Source organism: Leclercia adecarboxylata (assembly GCF_035787115.1).
Taxonomy (GTDB): Bacteria; Pseudomonadota; Gammaproteobacteria; order Enterobacterales; family Enterobacteriaceae; genus Enterobacter; species Enterobacter adecarboxylatus_E.
This window is the reverse complement of sequence record NZ_JALKTL010000002.1, coordinates 53757-70064: the sequence shown is the minus strand read 5'-3', so window position 1 is coordinate 70064 and position 16308 is coordinate 53757. Positions and strand designations below refer to the sequence as shown.

Genomic DNA, 16308 nt, shown 5'->3' with positions numbered 1-16308 from the left:
CCTTGGCTATACGCCAAATTTTCGTAATCTGGGAGTTTGGCGACCTGTAAAAACCTGTTATCAGTTACGGCCATAGAGATAATAAATCCAGCAAAGTCTGATGGTATCCAAATGCCTGATAGATAGGGTCACTTTTCGTCACTAAGTGACCCTATGTCGAACCCGCATAGGGTCATTTTTTTTAAAAGTGGCACTATGGAGCAGAATTCATAGGGTCACTTTTCCCGTAAAAGTGGCACTAGATATATGTATAACTTCTATGCCAAAACGCCTCTATACAAAGAGCATTTTTGTTAATGGGAGGGGCGAGGAGATGTGTCCGAAAGCATAAGGATTAGCCGCCGAGTAGAAGATTCTAGCTTGAGTTTTCCAACAGAATGGTAGTGGCCGGCTGCCAGTAACCAGCGCTGGTTACCAAAAAAGTTACCACGGAAGAGTGGCACGCATGATGGCGGTACGCAGGTTTTTGCCATCGTCTACGTGCGAACCTACAGATCTGTCAAAGGACAAAAATGTCCTCTAGAAAAAGTCCGGTTAGTGAATGCTGCGGAACGCCTGGCGCGGCGCTGTATATCGGCTTGTCCAACGGTTGTCCGACGTTGTGCCGTGAGTCAGGAGGCCCGGACAGCTAACTTGTCCAGCCGTTGTCCATCAATCGCATATGACCAGCGGATTGAAAGACGGCGGGCCCTGACTCGATTCAAGCTCCATTCATTCGCTGTCAGCCCTCGAGTCAAGTTGGTTCTGGATCCAAGCCTCCACCTCTTCTAGCGACCATCTGGCTGATCTGCCAATTTTAACTGGTTGCGGAAACAAGCCCTTTTTAACCCATGAGTAGATTGCCGTTTTCTTGAAGCCCGTTCTGAGCATGACTTCGCTTAAATGGATAAGGCGCATAGGTTCTCCCGATCTATCGACTAAGCAGGTTTGAGTGGGCTGAGAGTTTCATCTGCAGATCATGATTTGTTAGCCGCTTTCGACAAATTAACCTTTTCTTCCCAAGCTGCGATTTCTGATTCCCGCCAGCGATTCGGATTGCCAGGGATGGTAGGTTTAGGAAAGGGACAAGAGAAGCACGCCGGCATGCGCTCTGGGGTGCTCCAGAAATAGAGAGTGCTTCGGGAAATCTTGTAGCGAGCCAGTACGTCACTGGTAAGCAGGATGTTGTCATTCATGGTTTTCTCCAGGCAAAAGAAAGACCACCAAAATGGGCAAACAATCATGGGGTTGGTTTGATATCCACCAGCCCGACAGCGACACGAAAGTTTACATGTGAGCAAATCAAAAACTGCTGTTCGATCCAGTAAGGATAACGCTATGGGAATAAATAGCCTTTTGATGCAGGAAAAAGAGGTGATGGAGCTTTTAGGTATTTCATCACGACAGACCATCTGGAATTACACGCACCGGCATAGATTCCCGAAGCCGGTCAAGACCCATCCAAAGGTTTACTTGCGGGAGGCTGTGTTAAGTTGGATCTTAAATGGAGGCGTGAACCCCAAAGGCTAACCAGAGCTCTGGTGTCAAAATGCGAGGTATCCATATTGGTATCCACCAGAACGGCAGGAATTGGCTGGATACCTGCAGTTGGTAACCAACTCGGGTAACCAGTTCTGGTAACCGCTTCTTCCGGTTACCAATGGGGAGGTTTCCATACAGGTTTCCGGCAAAACGCCGGTTGCCAAACATGAGGTTGCCAGGCAGGTTGCCACCGAAAATGGTAAATTTAAAAAGGCAGTAAACCAAACAGCGGAGCAGGTGAGGGAATGACAGAGAAACCAATAATCCAGCTGGTTCCAAATAAATGGGTATCTGAAGAGCTGCTAATGGCCATCACTGGCTTGACCAAAAACGCAATAAAATCGGCTCGTGAAAAGTCATGGCTTGAAGGTCGAGAGTACCGGCACTACTCCGGGGACTGCCAGCCAAAGGAGAATTCCCCCATCCTCTACAATCGCTTTGAAGTTGATAACTGGGTTGAACGTCAGCAGCCAGCCAAGCCTAGGGCAAAAAAGTGTAAGTCTGCAGAGTAGTCAAGTTCCCCTCTGGCTAGATCATACCATTCAGTCTATTGACATTTAGACAGGAGATTTATGGATAAAATAACTTTAACTAGAGCCGAAGCCGCTGATTTACTTGGAATCTCAACGGCCACAGTCACAGCGTGGGTTCGCACCGGTAGGCTTAAAGCGTATCGAGTGAGCGATAAGCCCAGGTCTCCGTACCTGTTCACTAAAGATGATTGCATGGCCGCTTTAACAACTGTAGTCAGCCAAGCGCAGAAAGATTCTCATGTTGAACCTAGCTATGAATCTGCTGATGGCTATAAGTACCGGGATCCGAAACGGGTCAATGAAGAACTGCACGCTTTGTTGAAGATTAGAAAAAATAGAAAGCAATAGTCATCCATATCAATAGCGGAAAGAAAGAGTATTGCCAGCCAGACGCTACATCCTCTGGCTAGCAACATCAAACAGAGTGGGTAATAGAGATTTTCAGGCGGGTGCTATCGAGAAGGATTGATGTGTTTATCAAGCCAGTTTCGATAATCCTTGTATAGCCATCTCGAAGCGCGTGCGAATTTGATCGGTGCAGGAAATTGGTGCCGTTGAATAAGCTTGTAAAAGTATCTGTCCGTAAAGCCCGATTTCTGCACAAGAAATTTCATATCAATCAGAGTGTCATCATCCATGTTGTTTGCCTTGTTACTTTGATGCTGGTTTTTCTTTTTCATCTCTTCTCCTCGCTTTAGTTGGAAATCAGTCGTACCGCACTAAGGTTAAACGCCAACATATCTCATGGCTGGCATTACAATGCCGATCACCATCAGAGGGAGTTTCCATGACACCACGCGAAATCGAGTTACTCACCATTGCCAAACTGGAGCATGACGGCCACCAGCATAACCATGCAGAACTGCGAGAGCTGAAGCGCCAGCTGGCAAAGGAAACTGTAATAGCCAGGCGGGACCGTGAAATGATGACCGGCCCTGCATATAGGTGGAGCAAACCAGCGCCACGACGCGCGAGGTGATCAGCACTAAACCAGCATCAGACAATCCCTAAGCTGGTGGTTTCCCCCCTAAATAACGGATTTTAAGCGGCGTGTTGGTTCACGGCCTCTTTTTGTTGGTTCAAAAATGGGGTGTGTTGGTTCACTTTTTTGAAATAACGCTTTTAAAAACAATCACCTTTACAAATTGAACCAACTGAACCAACTGAACTAACGCTTTTTAAGTACACATGGAGTAAAACTGTTTAGTGGGCAGCCGTATTTGATAGGAACTACTCTGTCGGATGGCATGAAAAACTAAGCGAAGGGGTAGCACTGCCGCTTAATGTGTACCCGGGGGTGTACACAAAATGTTTTTATTAATAAGAGAGCCTTTATTTATAAGCTCTGTTGGCGTTATTGATGATTCAATCTGTGCATCATAACGGGGCTCTTGAGCCCCGTTTGTTTTAGGGTGGTGCAGATAAAAAGGAGCCTGTTATGAGCGATAAAACCGTTACGTTTAACGACAAGGTTATGCTGCCGACCATTGGCCAGGGCACATGGTATATGGGTGAAAAGGCGAGTCAGCGCCGTCAGGAAGTGGATGCCCTGCGGGCGGGCATTGAGCGGGGACTGACGCTGATCGACACTGCCGAGATGTATGCCGAGGGCGGCGCGGAAGAGGTGGTGGGCGAGGCGATGAAAGGCCAGCGCGATAAGGTCTTTCTGGTCTCCAAAGTCTACCCGTGGAATGCCGGAGGGCCAAAAGGCATTGCCGCCTGTGAAGCCAGCCTGCGCCGTCTGGGTACGGATCATATTGACCTCTATCTGCTGCACTGGCGGGGTAATCACACTCTGGAGGAGACCGTCGGGCTAATGGAGACGCTGCAACAGCAAGGTAAGATTGGCCGCTGGGGCGTTTCTAATCTTGATTACGCCGATATGCAGGCGCTCTGGCAGGTGCCGGGTGGCAAGGCTTGCGCCACCAATCAGGTGCTCTACCATCTGGCCTCTCGCGGGATCGAATATGACGTGCTGCCGTGGTGCCAGGAGCAGCAGATGCCGGTGATGGCCTATTGTCCGCTGGCGCAGGCCGGACGACTACGCGCCGGACTGTTAAATCATCCGGTGGTCAATGCGATTGCGCAAGAGTACAACGCCACAGCGGCTCAGGTTCTGTTGGCGTGGGTTATCAGCCATCGCGGGGTAATAGCCATCCCGAAAGCATCCTCGATTAAGCATGTGGAAGAGAACGCGGACGCGCTGGATATTTCATTGTCAGCAGAGGCATTACTGAAACTGGATGTGGCATTACCGGCGCCGAAACAGAAAACGGCGTTAGACATAGTGTGAAGTGAATCTCATGCCCTCTCAGCATGGAGAGGGCAGGGGCGGGGATTAACGCTTCACAATGTGAATCGTCTGTCCCAGACGGGTAGGCTTCTCTTCAGTCGCTTTTTGTGGTTCGCTCACGCAGGCGGTCTCCACGCAGACAAAGGTTTTATAACCGTCATTCGGTACATCCCCCATGCTTACCGACAGCGCCGGGCCAGGGTTCCAGCCAACCACGTTGCTGTGGTGATGATGGATAACTTCAATAGCACGGTTCAGCACAGTATCTTCGATTACGCTACAGGCTTCCGGGTTCAGATAGACGCGGTCGGTACGATCGGGGAAGGTCTGCGCGCCGTCGCTCAGTCTGCCTTCTTTCGCGTTATCTACCTTGTCGATAAAGGTATCACCCAGGCCGTTCACCGTGACGGCAGCAATATCGCCAACGTTGAAATAGGTGTGCAGGGCAGAGGTCGTTTCAAATTCACCGTGCGCTTCCAGTTCAATCTCGCAGGTTTTACCCAGCTTAAAGCGTGCATAGAGGGTGAAGTCGTGCGGCCAGAGTTTGCGCGTTTCGTCATCGCTCTGCAGTTCAAAGGTCAGCACCACGCCGGACTCATCTTCGTTGTGCGCTTTTAGCGTCCACGGCAGATTGCGGGCAAAACCGTGCGACGGCAGACCCTGCTGGGTAGCCGGACCAAACCACGGCCAGCAGATCGGCACGCCGCCGCGGATAGCAGCCCCTTTTTTAAAGGAGGTGACATCACTCAGCCACAGCGCTTCCACTTCATCTTCAGGCTGCCAGGAGAGCAGATGTGCGCCCTGCAGGGCGACAGACGCCTGAACCTGCGGATGTTCAACGACAATCACTTCAACTTCGTCAATCTGACGGCGGGAAAGCACAGGGGTAATTTGTTCGACTACCGGAAGTGCAAAAATTGTTTTAATCATTACGCAATCCTCTGTCTTTAAAGCCATAAAAAAAGGCGACCGAGGTCGCCTTTTTGGATCAATTTCTCATCTCACTTATTTGGAGATGTGAGCGATCAGGTCCAGAACTTTGTTAGAGTAGCCGGTTTCGTTGTCGTACCAGGAAACCAGTTTCACGAAGTTGTCGTTCAGTGCGATACCCGCTTTAGCATCGAACACGGAAGTGCAAACTTCGCCGTTGAAATCGGTAGAAACAACGTCGTCTTCGGTGTAACCCAGAACGCCTTTCATTGCGCCTTCAGAAGCCGCTTTGATTGCTTTCTTGATTTCTTCGTAGCTTGCTGCTTTTTCCAGACGAACGGTCAGGTCAACAACGGAAACGTTCGGAGTAGGAACGCGGAACGCCATACCGGTCAGTTTGCCATTCAGTTCTGGCAGTACTTTACCTACAGCTTTAGCAGCACCGGTAGAGGATGGGATGATGTTCTGAGCTGCGCCACGGCCGCCGCGCCAGTCTTTGTGAGACGGGCCGTCAACGGTTTTCTGGGTAGCGGTGGTCGCGTGAACGGTGGTCATCAGACCTTCAACGATGCCGAAGTTATCGTTGATAACTTTTGCCAGCGGTGCCAGGCAGTTGGTGGTGCAGGATGCGTTGGAAACGATGTCCTGGCCAGCGTAAGTTTCGAAGTTAGCACCGCGAACGAACATTGGAGTGTTGTCTTTAGAAGGACCAGTCAGAACAACTTTTTTCGCGCCAGCGGTGATGTGCTTACGCGCAGTTTCGTCGGTCAGGAAGATACCGGTAGCTTCAGCTACTACGTCAACACCGATTTCGTTCCACTTCAGGTTAGCTGGATCTTTTTCAGCAGTAACACGGATGGTTTTGCCGTTAACAACCAGGTGGCCGTCTTTCACTTCAACGGTGCCGTTGAAACGACCGTGAGTTGAGTCGTACTTCAGCATGTACGCCATGTATTCAGCGTCTAACAGATCGTTGATACCAACGATTTCGATGTCAGAACGTTCCTGAGCAGCACGGAAAACAATACGGCCGATACGGCCAAAACCGTTGATACCTACTTTGATAGTCATATATTCCACCAGCTATTTGTTAGTGAATAAAAGGTTGCGTGTAAAATTACAAAAACCTTACGCAGCGTCAAGCGGAATCGTGTCAATCATTGCGACAAATCAATCCTTCGCACTAGCTTTGCTCGATTGACCTACCTCACATTCCCTTGGAGCTTGCACCCATATGGGGCCTGCGCACGGAATTTTAAAGGGCTGCCCACATAAAAATGTGGAGTAGATCACATTTGTCTGAGCACCTCTGCGCAACGAGTAAGTTTAGAACAAAAGTTCATACTTCAGTGTTAATGTTTTGTTAGAATCGTCGGTAAAAGTTGTCTGTTTCAACTGCGAGATGTCAGCCTATGTCGAATCAACATAACCCCGATGAACTGAAAAAAAACCTCACTGAAATGCAGTTCTACGTGACGCAGAATCACGGGACAGAACCGCCATTTACCGGGCGTTTACTGCATAACAAGCGGGACGGTGTATACCACTGCCTGGTGTGTGATGCGGCGCTGTTTAACTCCCAGAGCAAATATGACTCTGGCTGTGGTTGGCCAAGCTTCTATGAACCGGTAAGTGAAGAGGCAATTCATTATCTGAAGGATACCAGTCACGGTATGGAGCGCATTGAGATCCGCTGTGGAAACTGTGACGCCCATCTCGGTCATGTTTTCCCGGATGGCCCGCAGCCAACAGGCGAGCGTTTTTGCGTTAACTCCGCCTCTTTAAGCTTCACTGATGACCAGAATGGCGACCAGACGAAAGGTTGAAAAATCGATTCAGCAAATTATTCCTTTGGAGCTCGATTTAACATGAATATTGAAGAGATGATCAACGGCATGACGCCAGATGTTTATCAGCGTCTGGTTACGGCGGTGGAACTGGGTAAATGGGCCGATGGTGTGGCACTGACCCCGGAGCAGAAAGAGAACTGTCTGCAGCTGGTAATGCTGTGGCAGGCGCGTAATAACACCGAGGCGCAGCACATGACCATTGACACTCAGGGTCAGATGGTGATGAAAAGTAAACAACAGCTGAAGGAGGATTTTGGCATTGCGCCGAAATCGATCGCGACGCTAAAAGTTCATTGATCGCATGAACAGCGGCCCGGTGAAGCTGTCACCGGGCCTGTTTAAACCGTTAGTGTTTGATTCCCAACGAATCGGCTAACTGCTTCGCCAGCTGGTTATTGTCGTCTGCGCCGTACTCCCAGAACATGGCCCCGGCCAGTCCTTTCTCTTTGATGTACTCCGCTTTTATCGCCACTGAACGCGGGTTTTCATACGACAGGGCAAACAGCGGTTTGCCGTCATCAGACTTCACTGATAACCACGGTACCTTAGCCTCATCGTCCCACTGTTCAGTAAAGCGTTTCTGCGGGTCGTTCAAAAACGTCTTAACGATGTCGTTGTATTTCACATAGGTATCTTTGGTCAGATCGTAGCCCAGCGATTTGAACAGGTCGATCTGCTGCGCACTGAAGTAAGGCTGGGTCGCAGGATTTTTTTGCGCATCGGCTTTACTCCAGTCGATACCCGGCTCGACGGCGCGCTTAGGTACACGACCATAGAAACCGATACCGAGGTTCATCTGCTGCGGTTTCAGGCCAGCAGCCAGATAGTTATTGACCACGAAGTCCACACTATATTTATCCGCGGCGGCGACCGTCGGCCAGGCGCTGGAGTCATACAGGTTAGCGTTAAAGTACTGGGTACCGTACGCCATGTCGTAGGTCATCAGGTTAATGTAATCGAGTAACGGTGCCACTGCTTTGACGTCCACCCAGCTTTTCGGACTCTCCACGTTCGCGCCCACCGCGATGGTCACCAGCTTTTTATCGCCAAACGCGGTGCGCAGCTCCTTCAGCAGGGCGGTAAAGTTAGCCCGATCTTCTGGTTTGCTGGCGACCAGCCCCCATGCGCCGTTCACCGGGAACTCCCAGTCGAGATCGATTCCGTCCAGACCGTATTTCTCCACGATTGCCTGAGCAGAGCGGATAAACACCGCGCGGGTCTGGGGAGTTGATGCCGCCCCTGAGAAGCCGCGCGCCCCCCAGCCGCCCACGGAGAGCAGCACCTTAAGGTCAGGATTTTGTTTACGCAAAACGGGGAGCAAAGCCAGATCGGCGGCAACTTTTGGAGAGAGCCAGATTTGATGCAGTTTGGCGGGGTCTTTTAACGCCGCGTTGGTTTCGTCTTTCTCGTCGTTGTAGATCAGGCCAAAGGAGTAGTTGAGGTGGGTTATCTGGCGCACATCCAGTTTATTAATGTCCCCGCCCGGTCCGGCAGTGACATCGCCACCACCGTTAAAATAGCCCACGGACATCAACGAACTGGCGGAAGCAACCGACGCGCAGAGCAGGGGTAAAGCTGCCAGCAATGGCAAACGTTTCATACAAGTTCCTCTTTGACTAAATAAAAATATCGCGCCACGGAAAGGCGTGGCGAAAAAAAGCCAAAAAAGAATAACATTACCGCCTCGCTGAGAGTGCGAGGCAGTTCACCTTATGGGTTTTATGGGAATTTTGCCCGGTAATTTGCGGTCATTAGCAGGCCGGGTAAGGCGTAGCCGCCACCCGGCACAAGGCGATCAGGCCTGGGTCTCCTGCCAGTCCGCCAGCGTATACAGCGTGGCGCCTTCCGCCGCCATATCCATAAATGCCTGGGCGCTGTCCTGGCGCTGTATGTTCACGCCGCGACAACCGTCGGTGATGACGTTCACCCTGTAGCCCAGCTGAAGCGCGTCCAGCACGGTAAATTTCACGCAGTAATCCGTCGCCAGCCCCATTACGATCAGCTCGACAATTTCGTGGTGGCGCAGCCACTGATCCAGCCCCGTCTTCTGCCGGTGCCCGTTATCAAAAAAGGCGCTATAGCTGTCGATGTCCTGGTTTTCGCCCTTCTGAAATACCGCGTCTATGGCTTTGCTGTTGAGAAGGGGATGCAGCTCAGCACCTTCGCTGTGCTGTACGCAATGATCGGGCCAGAAGGTCTGCGGAAGGCCGTCCAGCTCGCCCTGGGTGAAGGGCTCGACGTTATGCTGACTGGCAAAGCTGCCGTGATCCGCCGGGTGCCAGTCCTGGCTGGCCACCACCGCTTCGCCGCGCGCTTTGCACCATGATATCAGGTCATTGGCTATGTCTACGGTGCTGTCGCCTTCGGCTACCGCCAGCGCGCCGCCCGCGCAAAAATCATTTTGTAAATCAACCAGTAACAGAGCTCGCTGCTTCATAACCACTCCTTATTCGTCTGGCGTCAGTTCGCCACGCAGATTTTGCATCATCGCGGTGCGGATCGCCTGTACATCCAGATCCTGACTGAGTAAATAGTGAAGTTTAGTCAGTGTGGCTTCGACCGTCATATCAAAGCCGCTGATCACCCCCGCATGGGCCAGAGCGTTACCTGTGGCGTAGCCGCCCATATTCACCTTGCCGGACATGCATTGGGTCAGGTTTACCACCACGATCCCGCGACTGCTCGCCTCCTGAAGCTCTTTCAGGAACTCGCCGTTCTGCGGCGCATTGCCCACACCGTAGGAGCGCAGGATCAGCGCTTTAACCGGCTGACGCAGGAAGTTACGCACCACTTCGGCGGAGATACCCGGGTAGATCGTTACCACGCCAATCGGCTGCGGGGTGATCGGATGAACGATCAGCTCACCGGAAGTGTGCGGTGCCGGCGGTGTACCGAGACGGCGGATATGAATACCCGCTTCCAGCAGTGGCGTGAGGTTTGGCGAAGCAAAGGCATCAAAGCCGTCGGCATGGGCTTTGGTGGTTCGGTTCCCGCGATAGAGCCGGTTATTGAAGAACAGGCTCACTTCGTTAATCGGGAAGTTTGCCGCCACGTACAGAGAGTTAAGCAGGTTGATCTGCCCGTCGGAGCGCAGTTCCGCCAGCGGGATCTGCGACCCGGTAACGATTACCGGCTTGCTGAGATTCTCCAGCATGAAGGAGAGCGCCGAGGCGGTAAAGGCCATGGTGTCCGTACCGTGCAGGATCACGAAGCCATCGTAGTCGTCGTAGTGCGCTTTAATGTCCTCGGCAATATGTTGCCAGTCTTCCGGGGTCATGTCGGAAGAGTCCATCAGGGGATCATACTCGTGAATGGTGAAATCCGGCATCTCCGGGCGATGGAATTCAGGCATTAACGCCAGCTGGCGCTGCAGATGGCCCGATACCGGGATGTAGCCATTTTCCGAGCGCTGCATACCGATGGTACCGCCGGTATAGGCCACATAGATTGATTTCTTTTGCATGATGTACTGTTCTTGGGCTTCAAAGAAAAATCCCCTCTTCAACGAAGAGGGGATGGGAATTAACGTACGTTAGCGCAGGTGAGGCAGAACGCGTAGCGGTTTTGCGGATCGTTAAAGGCGGCCAGCTTATCGCCCTCCGCTTTGACCGCTTTAGCTGCCGTCGCGACCGGGGCGGGCAGGTATGCCTGCAGCGCGTCGGGCAGCATGGCTTTTACCGAGCCGGAGAAGCTGTCCATTACCAGATCCATGAAGGTAGGCTCATCCTTATAAAAATCGATATGCCACTGCTTCAGCTTCGCCAGTTCAGCCGCCTTGGCCACAGCGTCGTCGAAATCACCCAGATTATCCACCAGACCGTTGTTCTTCGCATCCTGGCCCGTCCAGACGTGGCCCTGAGCAATCTCATCGATCTGTTCCGGCGTTCGCTTACGGGAATCAGCCACCAGAGTGATAAAGCGTTTATAGCCGTTCTCAATGCTGAGCTGCATCATCTGCGACACTTCCGGCGGTAACGCTTTCGTCACGGCGATATCGGCCAGCGGTGAGGTGGCAACGCCATCGGTGTGTACGCCAAGGTAGTCGAGGCTGTTTTCGACGGTGTTAATCACCCCGAAGATGCCAATCGAGCCGGTCAGGGTGCTTGGGTTTGCCACGATGTAGTTTGCCGGGGTGGAAATCCAGTAGCCACCGGATGCCGCCATACCGCCCATGGAGACCACTACCGGTTTACCGGCGGCGCGGGCCGCTGACAGTTCCGCACGGATCACTTCTGATGCGCTGACGCTGCCGCCCGGGCTGTTAACCCGCAGCACAATCGCTTTAACTTTTGGATCGAGGCGCGCGTCGCGGATCTGCGCGGCAGTGGTATCGCCACCGACGTTCCCCGGCGTCTCTTCGCCATCCATGATCGCTCCGTTAGCGAAGACCACGGCGATGCTGTCCCCGGTATCAGACGGTTTTTTCGCCTGATAATCATAGTAGCTAATAGCGCTGTAGTTTTTATCCTCTTTGCTCCAGCCGAATTGTTTGGTCAGGGATTTTTCAACCTCAGCGCTGGAGCCCAGAGCATCAACCAGCTTGTTATCCAGTGCATATTTCGCCGTATCGCCGTCAACCTTACGCAGCCCGTCGAGCATGCCCTGCGCGCCAGGGAACAGCTGTTCAGGGGTGATCTGACGGTTAGCGGCAACGGTGCTCAGGTAGTTCTGCCACAGTTCACCAATCCAGCGGCTGTCCGCTTCACGGGCAGCAGGCGACATATCGTCACGGATGAACGGCTCGACGGCGGATTTATAGGTCCCGACGCGGAAGACGTGGGTGGTAACCTTCAGTTTATCGAGCAGTGATTTGTAATAGAGACCGTTGGTGGCAAAGCCGTGCAGATCGACGGTACCCTGCGGCGAGAGCCACACTTTATTGGCAAAACTTGCCAGATAGTACTGCCCCTGGCTGTAGTTATCACCCACCGCAATCACCGGTTTGCCGCTGTCGCGGAACTCACGCAACGCTTTACCGATGTACTGCATCGAGGGCTGATCCGCCCCGGCAAAATTCTTCAGATCCAGCACGATACCGGTAATGTTGCGATCGTCCTTCGCCTGACGAATGGCGTCGACGATATCGAACAGCGAGTTCTCCTGCAGACGGTCGCCGCTGGCGCCAAACAGCTGACGGCCCAGCACGCCAAGGCGATTACTGGTGGAAGGTTTGTCCACCACCACGCCGGCGATATCCAGCAGCAGCGCGCCGCGCCCGGCATTCTGGCTCTGGCTGCTGGAGCTGAGGTGCATCCAGACACCGACGCAAACCATTACAATAAGGATGAAAAAGAGGTTCATCACCAGGTTGCGGACGAAATTGAGCAGACGCCACGTCCATTTAAAAAAGCCGGCAAACAGTCGCCAGAGGGTTCGCATGTATTCTCCCTGTCCAGATAATTACCTAACCGTCGCCACTTGACGGTGTTGTCGGGCTATCGTAATGACCCGACCGTCACTTGTCAGCAGGAATCGCCTGCTACGCTGTAACAAAATCTGCCGTCGTGTTAATTTTGAGTAAATTTCAAGACAGGAGTTAACCCAATGGATGCACTCGAACTGCTTGTTAATCGCCGTAGCGCGGCGCGTCTGGCAGAGCCCGCTCCGGCTGGCGAACAGCTGGAGAATATTCTCCGCGCCGGGATGCGCGCGCCGGATCACGGTACCTTACAGCCGTGGCACTTCTTTATCATCGAAGGGGAAGGGCGCGAGCGCTTCAGCACCCTGCTGGAGAAAGGCGCTATTGCCGCCGGGCAGGATGATAAGGCGATTGAAAAGGCTCGTAACGCGCCGTTCCGCGCTCCGATGATCATCGCCGTGGTCGCTAAATGCCAGCCGCAGCACAAAGTGCCGGTGTGGGAGCAGGAGATGTCTGCCGGCTGCGCGGTAATGGCGATGCAGATGGCGGCGGTCGCTCAGGGCTACAACGGTATCTGGCGCAGCGGCGCGTTGACCGACAGCCCGGTTGTGCGGGAAGGCCTCGACTGTGGCGCAGAGGATAAAATCGTCGGTTTCCTCTATCTGGGCACCCCGCAGCTCAAGGCGTCGACTACCGTCTCCGTGCCCGATACCGCGCCTTTTGTCACCCGTTTCTGATCGATTGCATAAAACTGTCTGGATCCTGAGCAAGTGCAGCAGAATTCAGACAGTCATACTTATCACTTAATGGAATGAGCGCTAACATAGTGCAATTGTAATGAAAGGAGATTGTCATGAGCGAGCAAGCCATTCGTTTAACGCAATACAGCCATGGAGCCGGTTGCGGTTGTAAAATTTCCCCTAAGGTGCTGGAGACCATTCTGCACAGCGAGCAGGCGAAGTTTGTCGACCCGAACCTGCTTGTTGGCAACGAAACCCGCGACGATGCCGCGGTATACGATTTAGGCAACGGCACCAGTATTATCAGCACCACCGATTTCTTTATGCCTATTGTCGATAATCCATACGACTTCGGGCGCATTGCGGCCACTAATGCCATCAGCGACATTTTCGCTATGGGCGGCAAGCCGATCATGGCGATTGCGATCCTCGGCTGGCCAATCAATACCCTGGCCCCGGAGATCGCCCGCGAGGTCATTGAGGGTGGACGTTTCGCCTGCCAGCAGGCGGGGATCGCCCTGGCGGGTGGGCACTCGATTGATGCCCCGGAGCCCATTTTCGGCCTGGCGGTGACCGGCGTGGTGCCGACTGAACGCGTCAAACGTAATAGTACCGCGGAAGCGGGCTGCAAGCTGTTCCTCACCAAGCCGCTGGGCATTGGCGTGCTCACCACCGCCGAGAAAAAGTCGCTGCTGTTGCCGGAGCACGAGGGGCTGGCGACGGACGTGATGTGCCAGATGAACCTTGCCGGCGCTGCTTTTGCCAGTATCGACGGCGTGAAGGCGATGACCGACGTGACCGGTTTTGGGCTGCTGGGCCACCTCAGCGAAGTGTGCCAGGGCGCAGGGGTGCAGGCGCAGGTCTGGTACCAGGATGTGCCGAAGCTGCCGGGTGTCGAAGCCTACATCGCCCAGGGCGCCGTACCGGGCGGGACGCAGCGTAACTTTGCCAGCTACGGGCACCTGATGGGCGATATGCCCGCTGAGTGGCGCGATCTGCTGTGCGATCCGCAGACCTCCGGCGGCCTGCTGCTGGCCGTGACGCCAGATGCCGAAGACGAGGTGCGCGCAACCGCTGCTGAATTTGGTATCACCCTGACCGCCATAGGCGAGCTGGTGACCGCCCGCGGTGGCCGCCCGATGGTTGAGATCCGTTAATTCGATGCGGTTATTTATTGCCGAGAAACCCAGCCTCGCCCGGGCGATTGCGGATGTGTTACCCAAACCGCATCGCAAGGGGGACGGCTACATTGAGTGCGGAAACGGGCAGGTGGTGACATGGTGTATCGGCCACCTGCTGGAGCAGGCCCAGCCGGATGCCTATGACAGCCGCTACGCGCGCTGGAATCTCAACGACCTCCCCATCGTGCCGGAAAAGTGGCAGCTTCAGCCGCGCCCGTCGGTCACTAAACAGCTGAACGTGATTAAGCGTCTGCTGAATGAGGCCTCCGAGGTGATCCATGCCGGTGACCCGGATCGCGAAGGGCAACTGCTGGTTGATGAGGTGCTTGATTACCTGAGTCTGGCAGCGGAAAAACGCCAGCAGGTGCAGCGCTGTCTGATTAACGATCTTAATCCGCAGGCGGTAGAGCGCGCTATTTCACGTCTGCGCGCCAACAGCGAATTTGTGCCGCTTTGCGTTTCGGCACTGGCCCGCGCCCGCGCCGACTGGCTGTACGGCATCAACATGACCCGCGCCTACACCATACTTGGCCGCAACGCCGGCTATCAGGGTGTGCTCTCAGTGGGGCGGGTGCAGACGCCGGTACTGGGGCTGGTGGTACGCCGTGATGAAGAGATTGAGAACTTTGTCGCTAAAGACTTCTTTGAGGTAAAAGCCCATATCGTCACTCCGAAGGACGAGCGTTTTACCGCCGTCTGGCAGCCGAGTGAGGCCTGTGAACCCTATCAGGATGAAGAGGGGCGGCTGCTGCATCGTCCGCTGGCCGATCACGTGGTAACCCGCATTCAGGGCCAGCCCGCTGTCGTCACCAGCTATAACGATAAACGGGAATCAGAACCTGCGCCGCTGCCGTTTTCGCTTTCGGCCTTGCAGATCGAGGCGGCAAAACGTTATGGCCTCAGCGCGCAGAACGTGCTGGATATCTGCCAGAAGTTGTATGAAACCCATAAGCTGATTACCTATCCGCGTTCCGACAGTCGCTACCTGCCGGAAGAGCACTTCGCCGGGCGCCATGCGGTGCTGAACGCCATTGCCGCCCATGCCCCCGATTTAGTGCAGCCGGTGGTCAACCCGGACACCCGCAACCGCTGCTGGGATGATAAAAAGGTGGATGCCCACCACGCCATTATCCCGACGGCGCGCAGCAGTTCCGTTAACCTGACGGATAACGAATCGAAGGTATATAACCTGGTGGCCCGTCAGTATCTGATGCAGTTCTGCCCGGATGCGGTGTTCCGCAAATGCGTTATTGAACTTGAGATCGCCAAAGGCAAGTTTATTGCCAAAGCCCGTTTCCTGGCGGAAGCAGGGTGGCGCACGCTGCTGGGCAATAAAGAGCGGGACGAGGAGAATGACGGTACGCCGTTGCCGGTGGTGGCGAAAAACGACGATCTGCTGTGCGAGAAGGGAGAAGTGGTGGAGCGACAGACCCAGCCGCCGCGCCATTTTACCGACGCCACGCTGCTGTCGGCCATGACCGGCATCGCCCGGTTTGTGCAGGACAAGGATCTGAAGAAAATCCTTCGTGCCACCGACGGCCTGGGAACGGAAGCCACCCGCGCCGGCATTATCGAGCTGCTGTTCAAACGCGGTTTTCTGCATAAGAAAGGGCGTTATATCCACTCGACCGATGCCGGAAGGGCGCTGATTCACTCCCTGCCGGAGATGGCCGCCAGACCGGATATGACTGCGCACTGGGAGTCGGTGCTGACCCAGATCAGCGAAAAGCAGTGTCGCTATCAGGACTTTATGCAGCCGCTGGTGGGCACGCTATTCGATCTAATCAACCAGGCGCGGAACACCTCAGTCAGGGATTTTCGCGGCATGGTAGCGCCGGGCGGCGACAAGAAGAAAAAGTTTAAGAAAAAGAGTGCGGCTTGAGAATTTGGCCGATGGCGCT

Annotated in this window: 18 protein-coding genes; 9 read left to right on the top strand and 9 right to left on the bottom strand. The window is 53.9% G+C overall.

Going from position 1 to position 16308, the window contains the following annotated elements; all coding sequences use genetic code 11:
- Positions 1-711 precede the first annotated feature (711 nt).
- Positions 712-870 carry a helix-turn-helix transcriptional regulator gene (locus tag MXM41_RS07745; protein WP_325931901.1) on the bottom strand — a complete coding sequence of 53 codons (159 nt, stop codon included), beginning with the start codon at positions 868-870 and terminating at the stop codon, positions 712-714.
- 86 nt (positions 871-956) lie between these two features.
- Positions 957-1175, bottom strand: coding sequence for a hypothetical protein (locus MXM41_RS07740; protein WP_325930960.1), 219 nt, complete (start codon positions 1173-1175; stop codon positions 957-959).
- A 142-nt stretch (positions 1176-1317) separates the two neighbouring features.
- Here MXM41_RS07740 and MXM41_RS07735 point away from each other — a divergent pair, with 142 nt between their 5' ends.
- The 3 genes from MXM41_RS07735 to MXM41_RS07725 all read left to right on the top strand — a co-directional run bounded on the left by MXM41_RS07735 (position 1318) and on the right by MXM41_RS07725 (position 2402).
- Positions 1318-1509, top strand: coding sequence for an AlpA family transcriptional regulator (locus MXM41_RS07735; protein WP_325930959.1), 192 nt, complete (start codon positions 1318-1320; stop codon positions 1507-1509).
- Positions 1510-1766: 257 nt separating this feature from the next.
- Entirely contained in the window at positions 1767-2033 is a 267-nt protein-coding gene (gene xisR, locus MXM41_RS07730) for an excisionase family protein (RefSeq protein ID WP_325930958.1), read from the top strand.
- A 60-nt stretch (positions 2034-2093) separates the two neighbouring features.
- A complete protein-coding gene (locus tag MXM41_RS07725; protein ID WP_325930957.1) occupies positions 2094-2402 on the top strand; it encodes a helix-turn-helix domain-containing protein in 309 nt (102 codons plus the stop codon).
- A 104-nt stretch (positions 2403-2506) separates the two neighbouring features.
- Here MXM41_RS07725 and MXM41_RS07720 read toward each other — a convergent pair whose 3' ends face one another.
- Positions 2507-2734 carry a hypothetical protein gene (locus tag MXM41_RS07720; protein WP_325930956.1) on the bottom strand — a complete coding sequence of 76 codons (228 nt, stop codon included), beginning with the start codon at positions 2732-2734 and terminating at the stop codon, positions 2507-2509.
- Between the two features lie 758 nt (positions 2735-3492).
- Here MXM41_RS07720 and MXM41_RS07710 point away from each other — a divergent pair.
- Entirely contained in the window at positions 3493-4347 is an 855-nt protein-coding gene (locus tag MXM41_RS07710) for an aldo/keto reductase (RefSeq protein WP_325930954.1), read from the top strand.
- 45 nt (positions 4348-4392) lie between these two features.
- Here MXM41_RS07710 and MXM41_RS07705 read toward each other — a convergent pair whose 3' ends face one another.
- Positions 4393-5277, bottom strand: coding sequence for a D-hexose-6-phosphate mutarotase (locus MXM41_RS07705; RefSeq protein WP_325930953.1), 885 nt, complete (start codon positions 5275-5277; stop codon positions 4393-4395).
- A 75-nt stretch (positions 5278-5352) separates the two neighbouring features.
- Positions 5353-6348 carry a glyceraldehyde-3-phosphate dehydrogenase gene (gene gapA, locus MXM41_RS07700; protein ID WP_006174810.1) on the bottom strand — a complete coding sequence of 332 codons (996 nt, stop codon included), beginning with the start codon at positions 6346-6348 and terminating at the stop codon, positions 5353-5355.
- A 341-nt stretch (positions 6349-6689) separates the two neighbouring features.
- Between gapA and msrB the strand changes: the two genes are divergently transcribed.
- Both msrB and MXM41_RS07690 read left to right on the top strand, forming a co-directional pair.
- On the top strand, positions 6690-7103 hold the full coding sequence (gene msrB / locus MXM41_RS07695) for a peptide-methionine (R)-S-oxide reductase MsrB (protein ID WP_250589021.1): 414 nt from the start codon (positions 6690-6692) through the stop codon (positions 7101-7103).
- 42 nt (positions 7104-7145) lie between these two features.
- Positions 7146-7424 carry a YeaC family protein gene (locus tag MXM41_RS07690; protein WP_325930950.1) on the top strand — a complete coding sequence of 93 codons (279 nt, stop codon included), beginning with the start codon at positions 7146-7148 and terminating at the stop codon, positions 7422-7424.
- A 49-nt stretch (positions 7425-7473) separates the two neighbouring features.
- Here MXM41_RS07690 and MXM41_RS07685 read toward each other — a convergent pair whose 3' ends face one another.
- The 4 genes from MXM41_RS07685 to sppA form a co-directional block, all read right to left on the bottom strand.
- On the bottom strand, positions 7474-8727 hold the full coding sequence (locus MXM41_RS07685; protein ID WP_325930949.1) for a glycoside hydrolase family 18 protein: 1254 nt from the start codon (positions 8725-8727) through the stop codon (positions 7474-7476).
- Between the two features lie 195 nt (positions 8728-8922).
- Complete coding sequence (pncA, locus tag MXM41_RS07680) at positions 8923-9564, bottom strand: bifunctional nicotinamidase/pyrazinamidase (RefSeq protein ID WP_325930948.1); 642 nt, start codon at positions 9562-9564, stop codon at positions 8923-8925.
- Between the two features lie 9 nt (positions 9565-9573).
- Positions 9574-10590, bottom strand: coding sequence for an asparaginase (ansA, locus tag MXM41_RS07675; protein ID WP_325930947.1), 1017 nt, complete (start codon positions 10588-10590; stop codon positions 9574-9576).
- Positions 10591-10649: 59 nt separating this feature from the next.
- Complete coding sequence (gene sppA / locus MXM41_RS07670) at positions 10650-12506, bottom strand: signal peptide peptidase SppA (RefSeq protein ID WP_325930946.1); 1857 nt, start codon at positions 12504-12506, stop codon at positions 10650-10652.
- 165 nt (positions 12507-12671) lie between these two features.
- On the opposite strand from sppA, the gene MXM41_RS07665 reads away from it, so the two are divergent.
- The 3 genes from MXM41_RS07665 (at position 12672) to MXM41_RS07655 (ending at position 16289) form a co-directional block, all read left to right on the top strand.
- Entirely contained in the window at positions 12672-13223 is a 552-nt protein-coding gene (locus tag MXM41_RS07665; RefSeq protein WP_325930945.1) for an NAD(P)H nitroreductase, read from the top strand.
- 116 nt (positions 13224-13339) lie between these two features.
- Entirely contained in the window at positions 13340-14383 is a 1044-nt protein-coding gene (gene selD, locus MXM41_RS07660; RefSeq protein ID WP_325930944.1) for a selenide, water dikinase SelD, read from the top strand.
- Between the two features lie 4 nt (positions 14384-14387).
- On the top strand, positions 14388-16289 hold the full coding sequence (locus tag MXM41_RS07655) for a DNA topoisomerase III (RefSeq protein ID WP_325930943.1): 1902 nt from the start codon (positions 14388-14390) through the stop codon (positions 16287-16289).
- Positions 16290-16308: the final 19 nt, after the last annotated feature.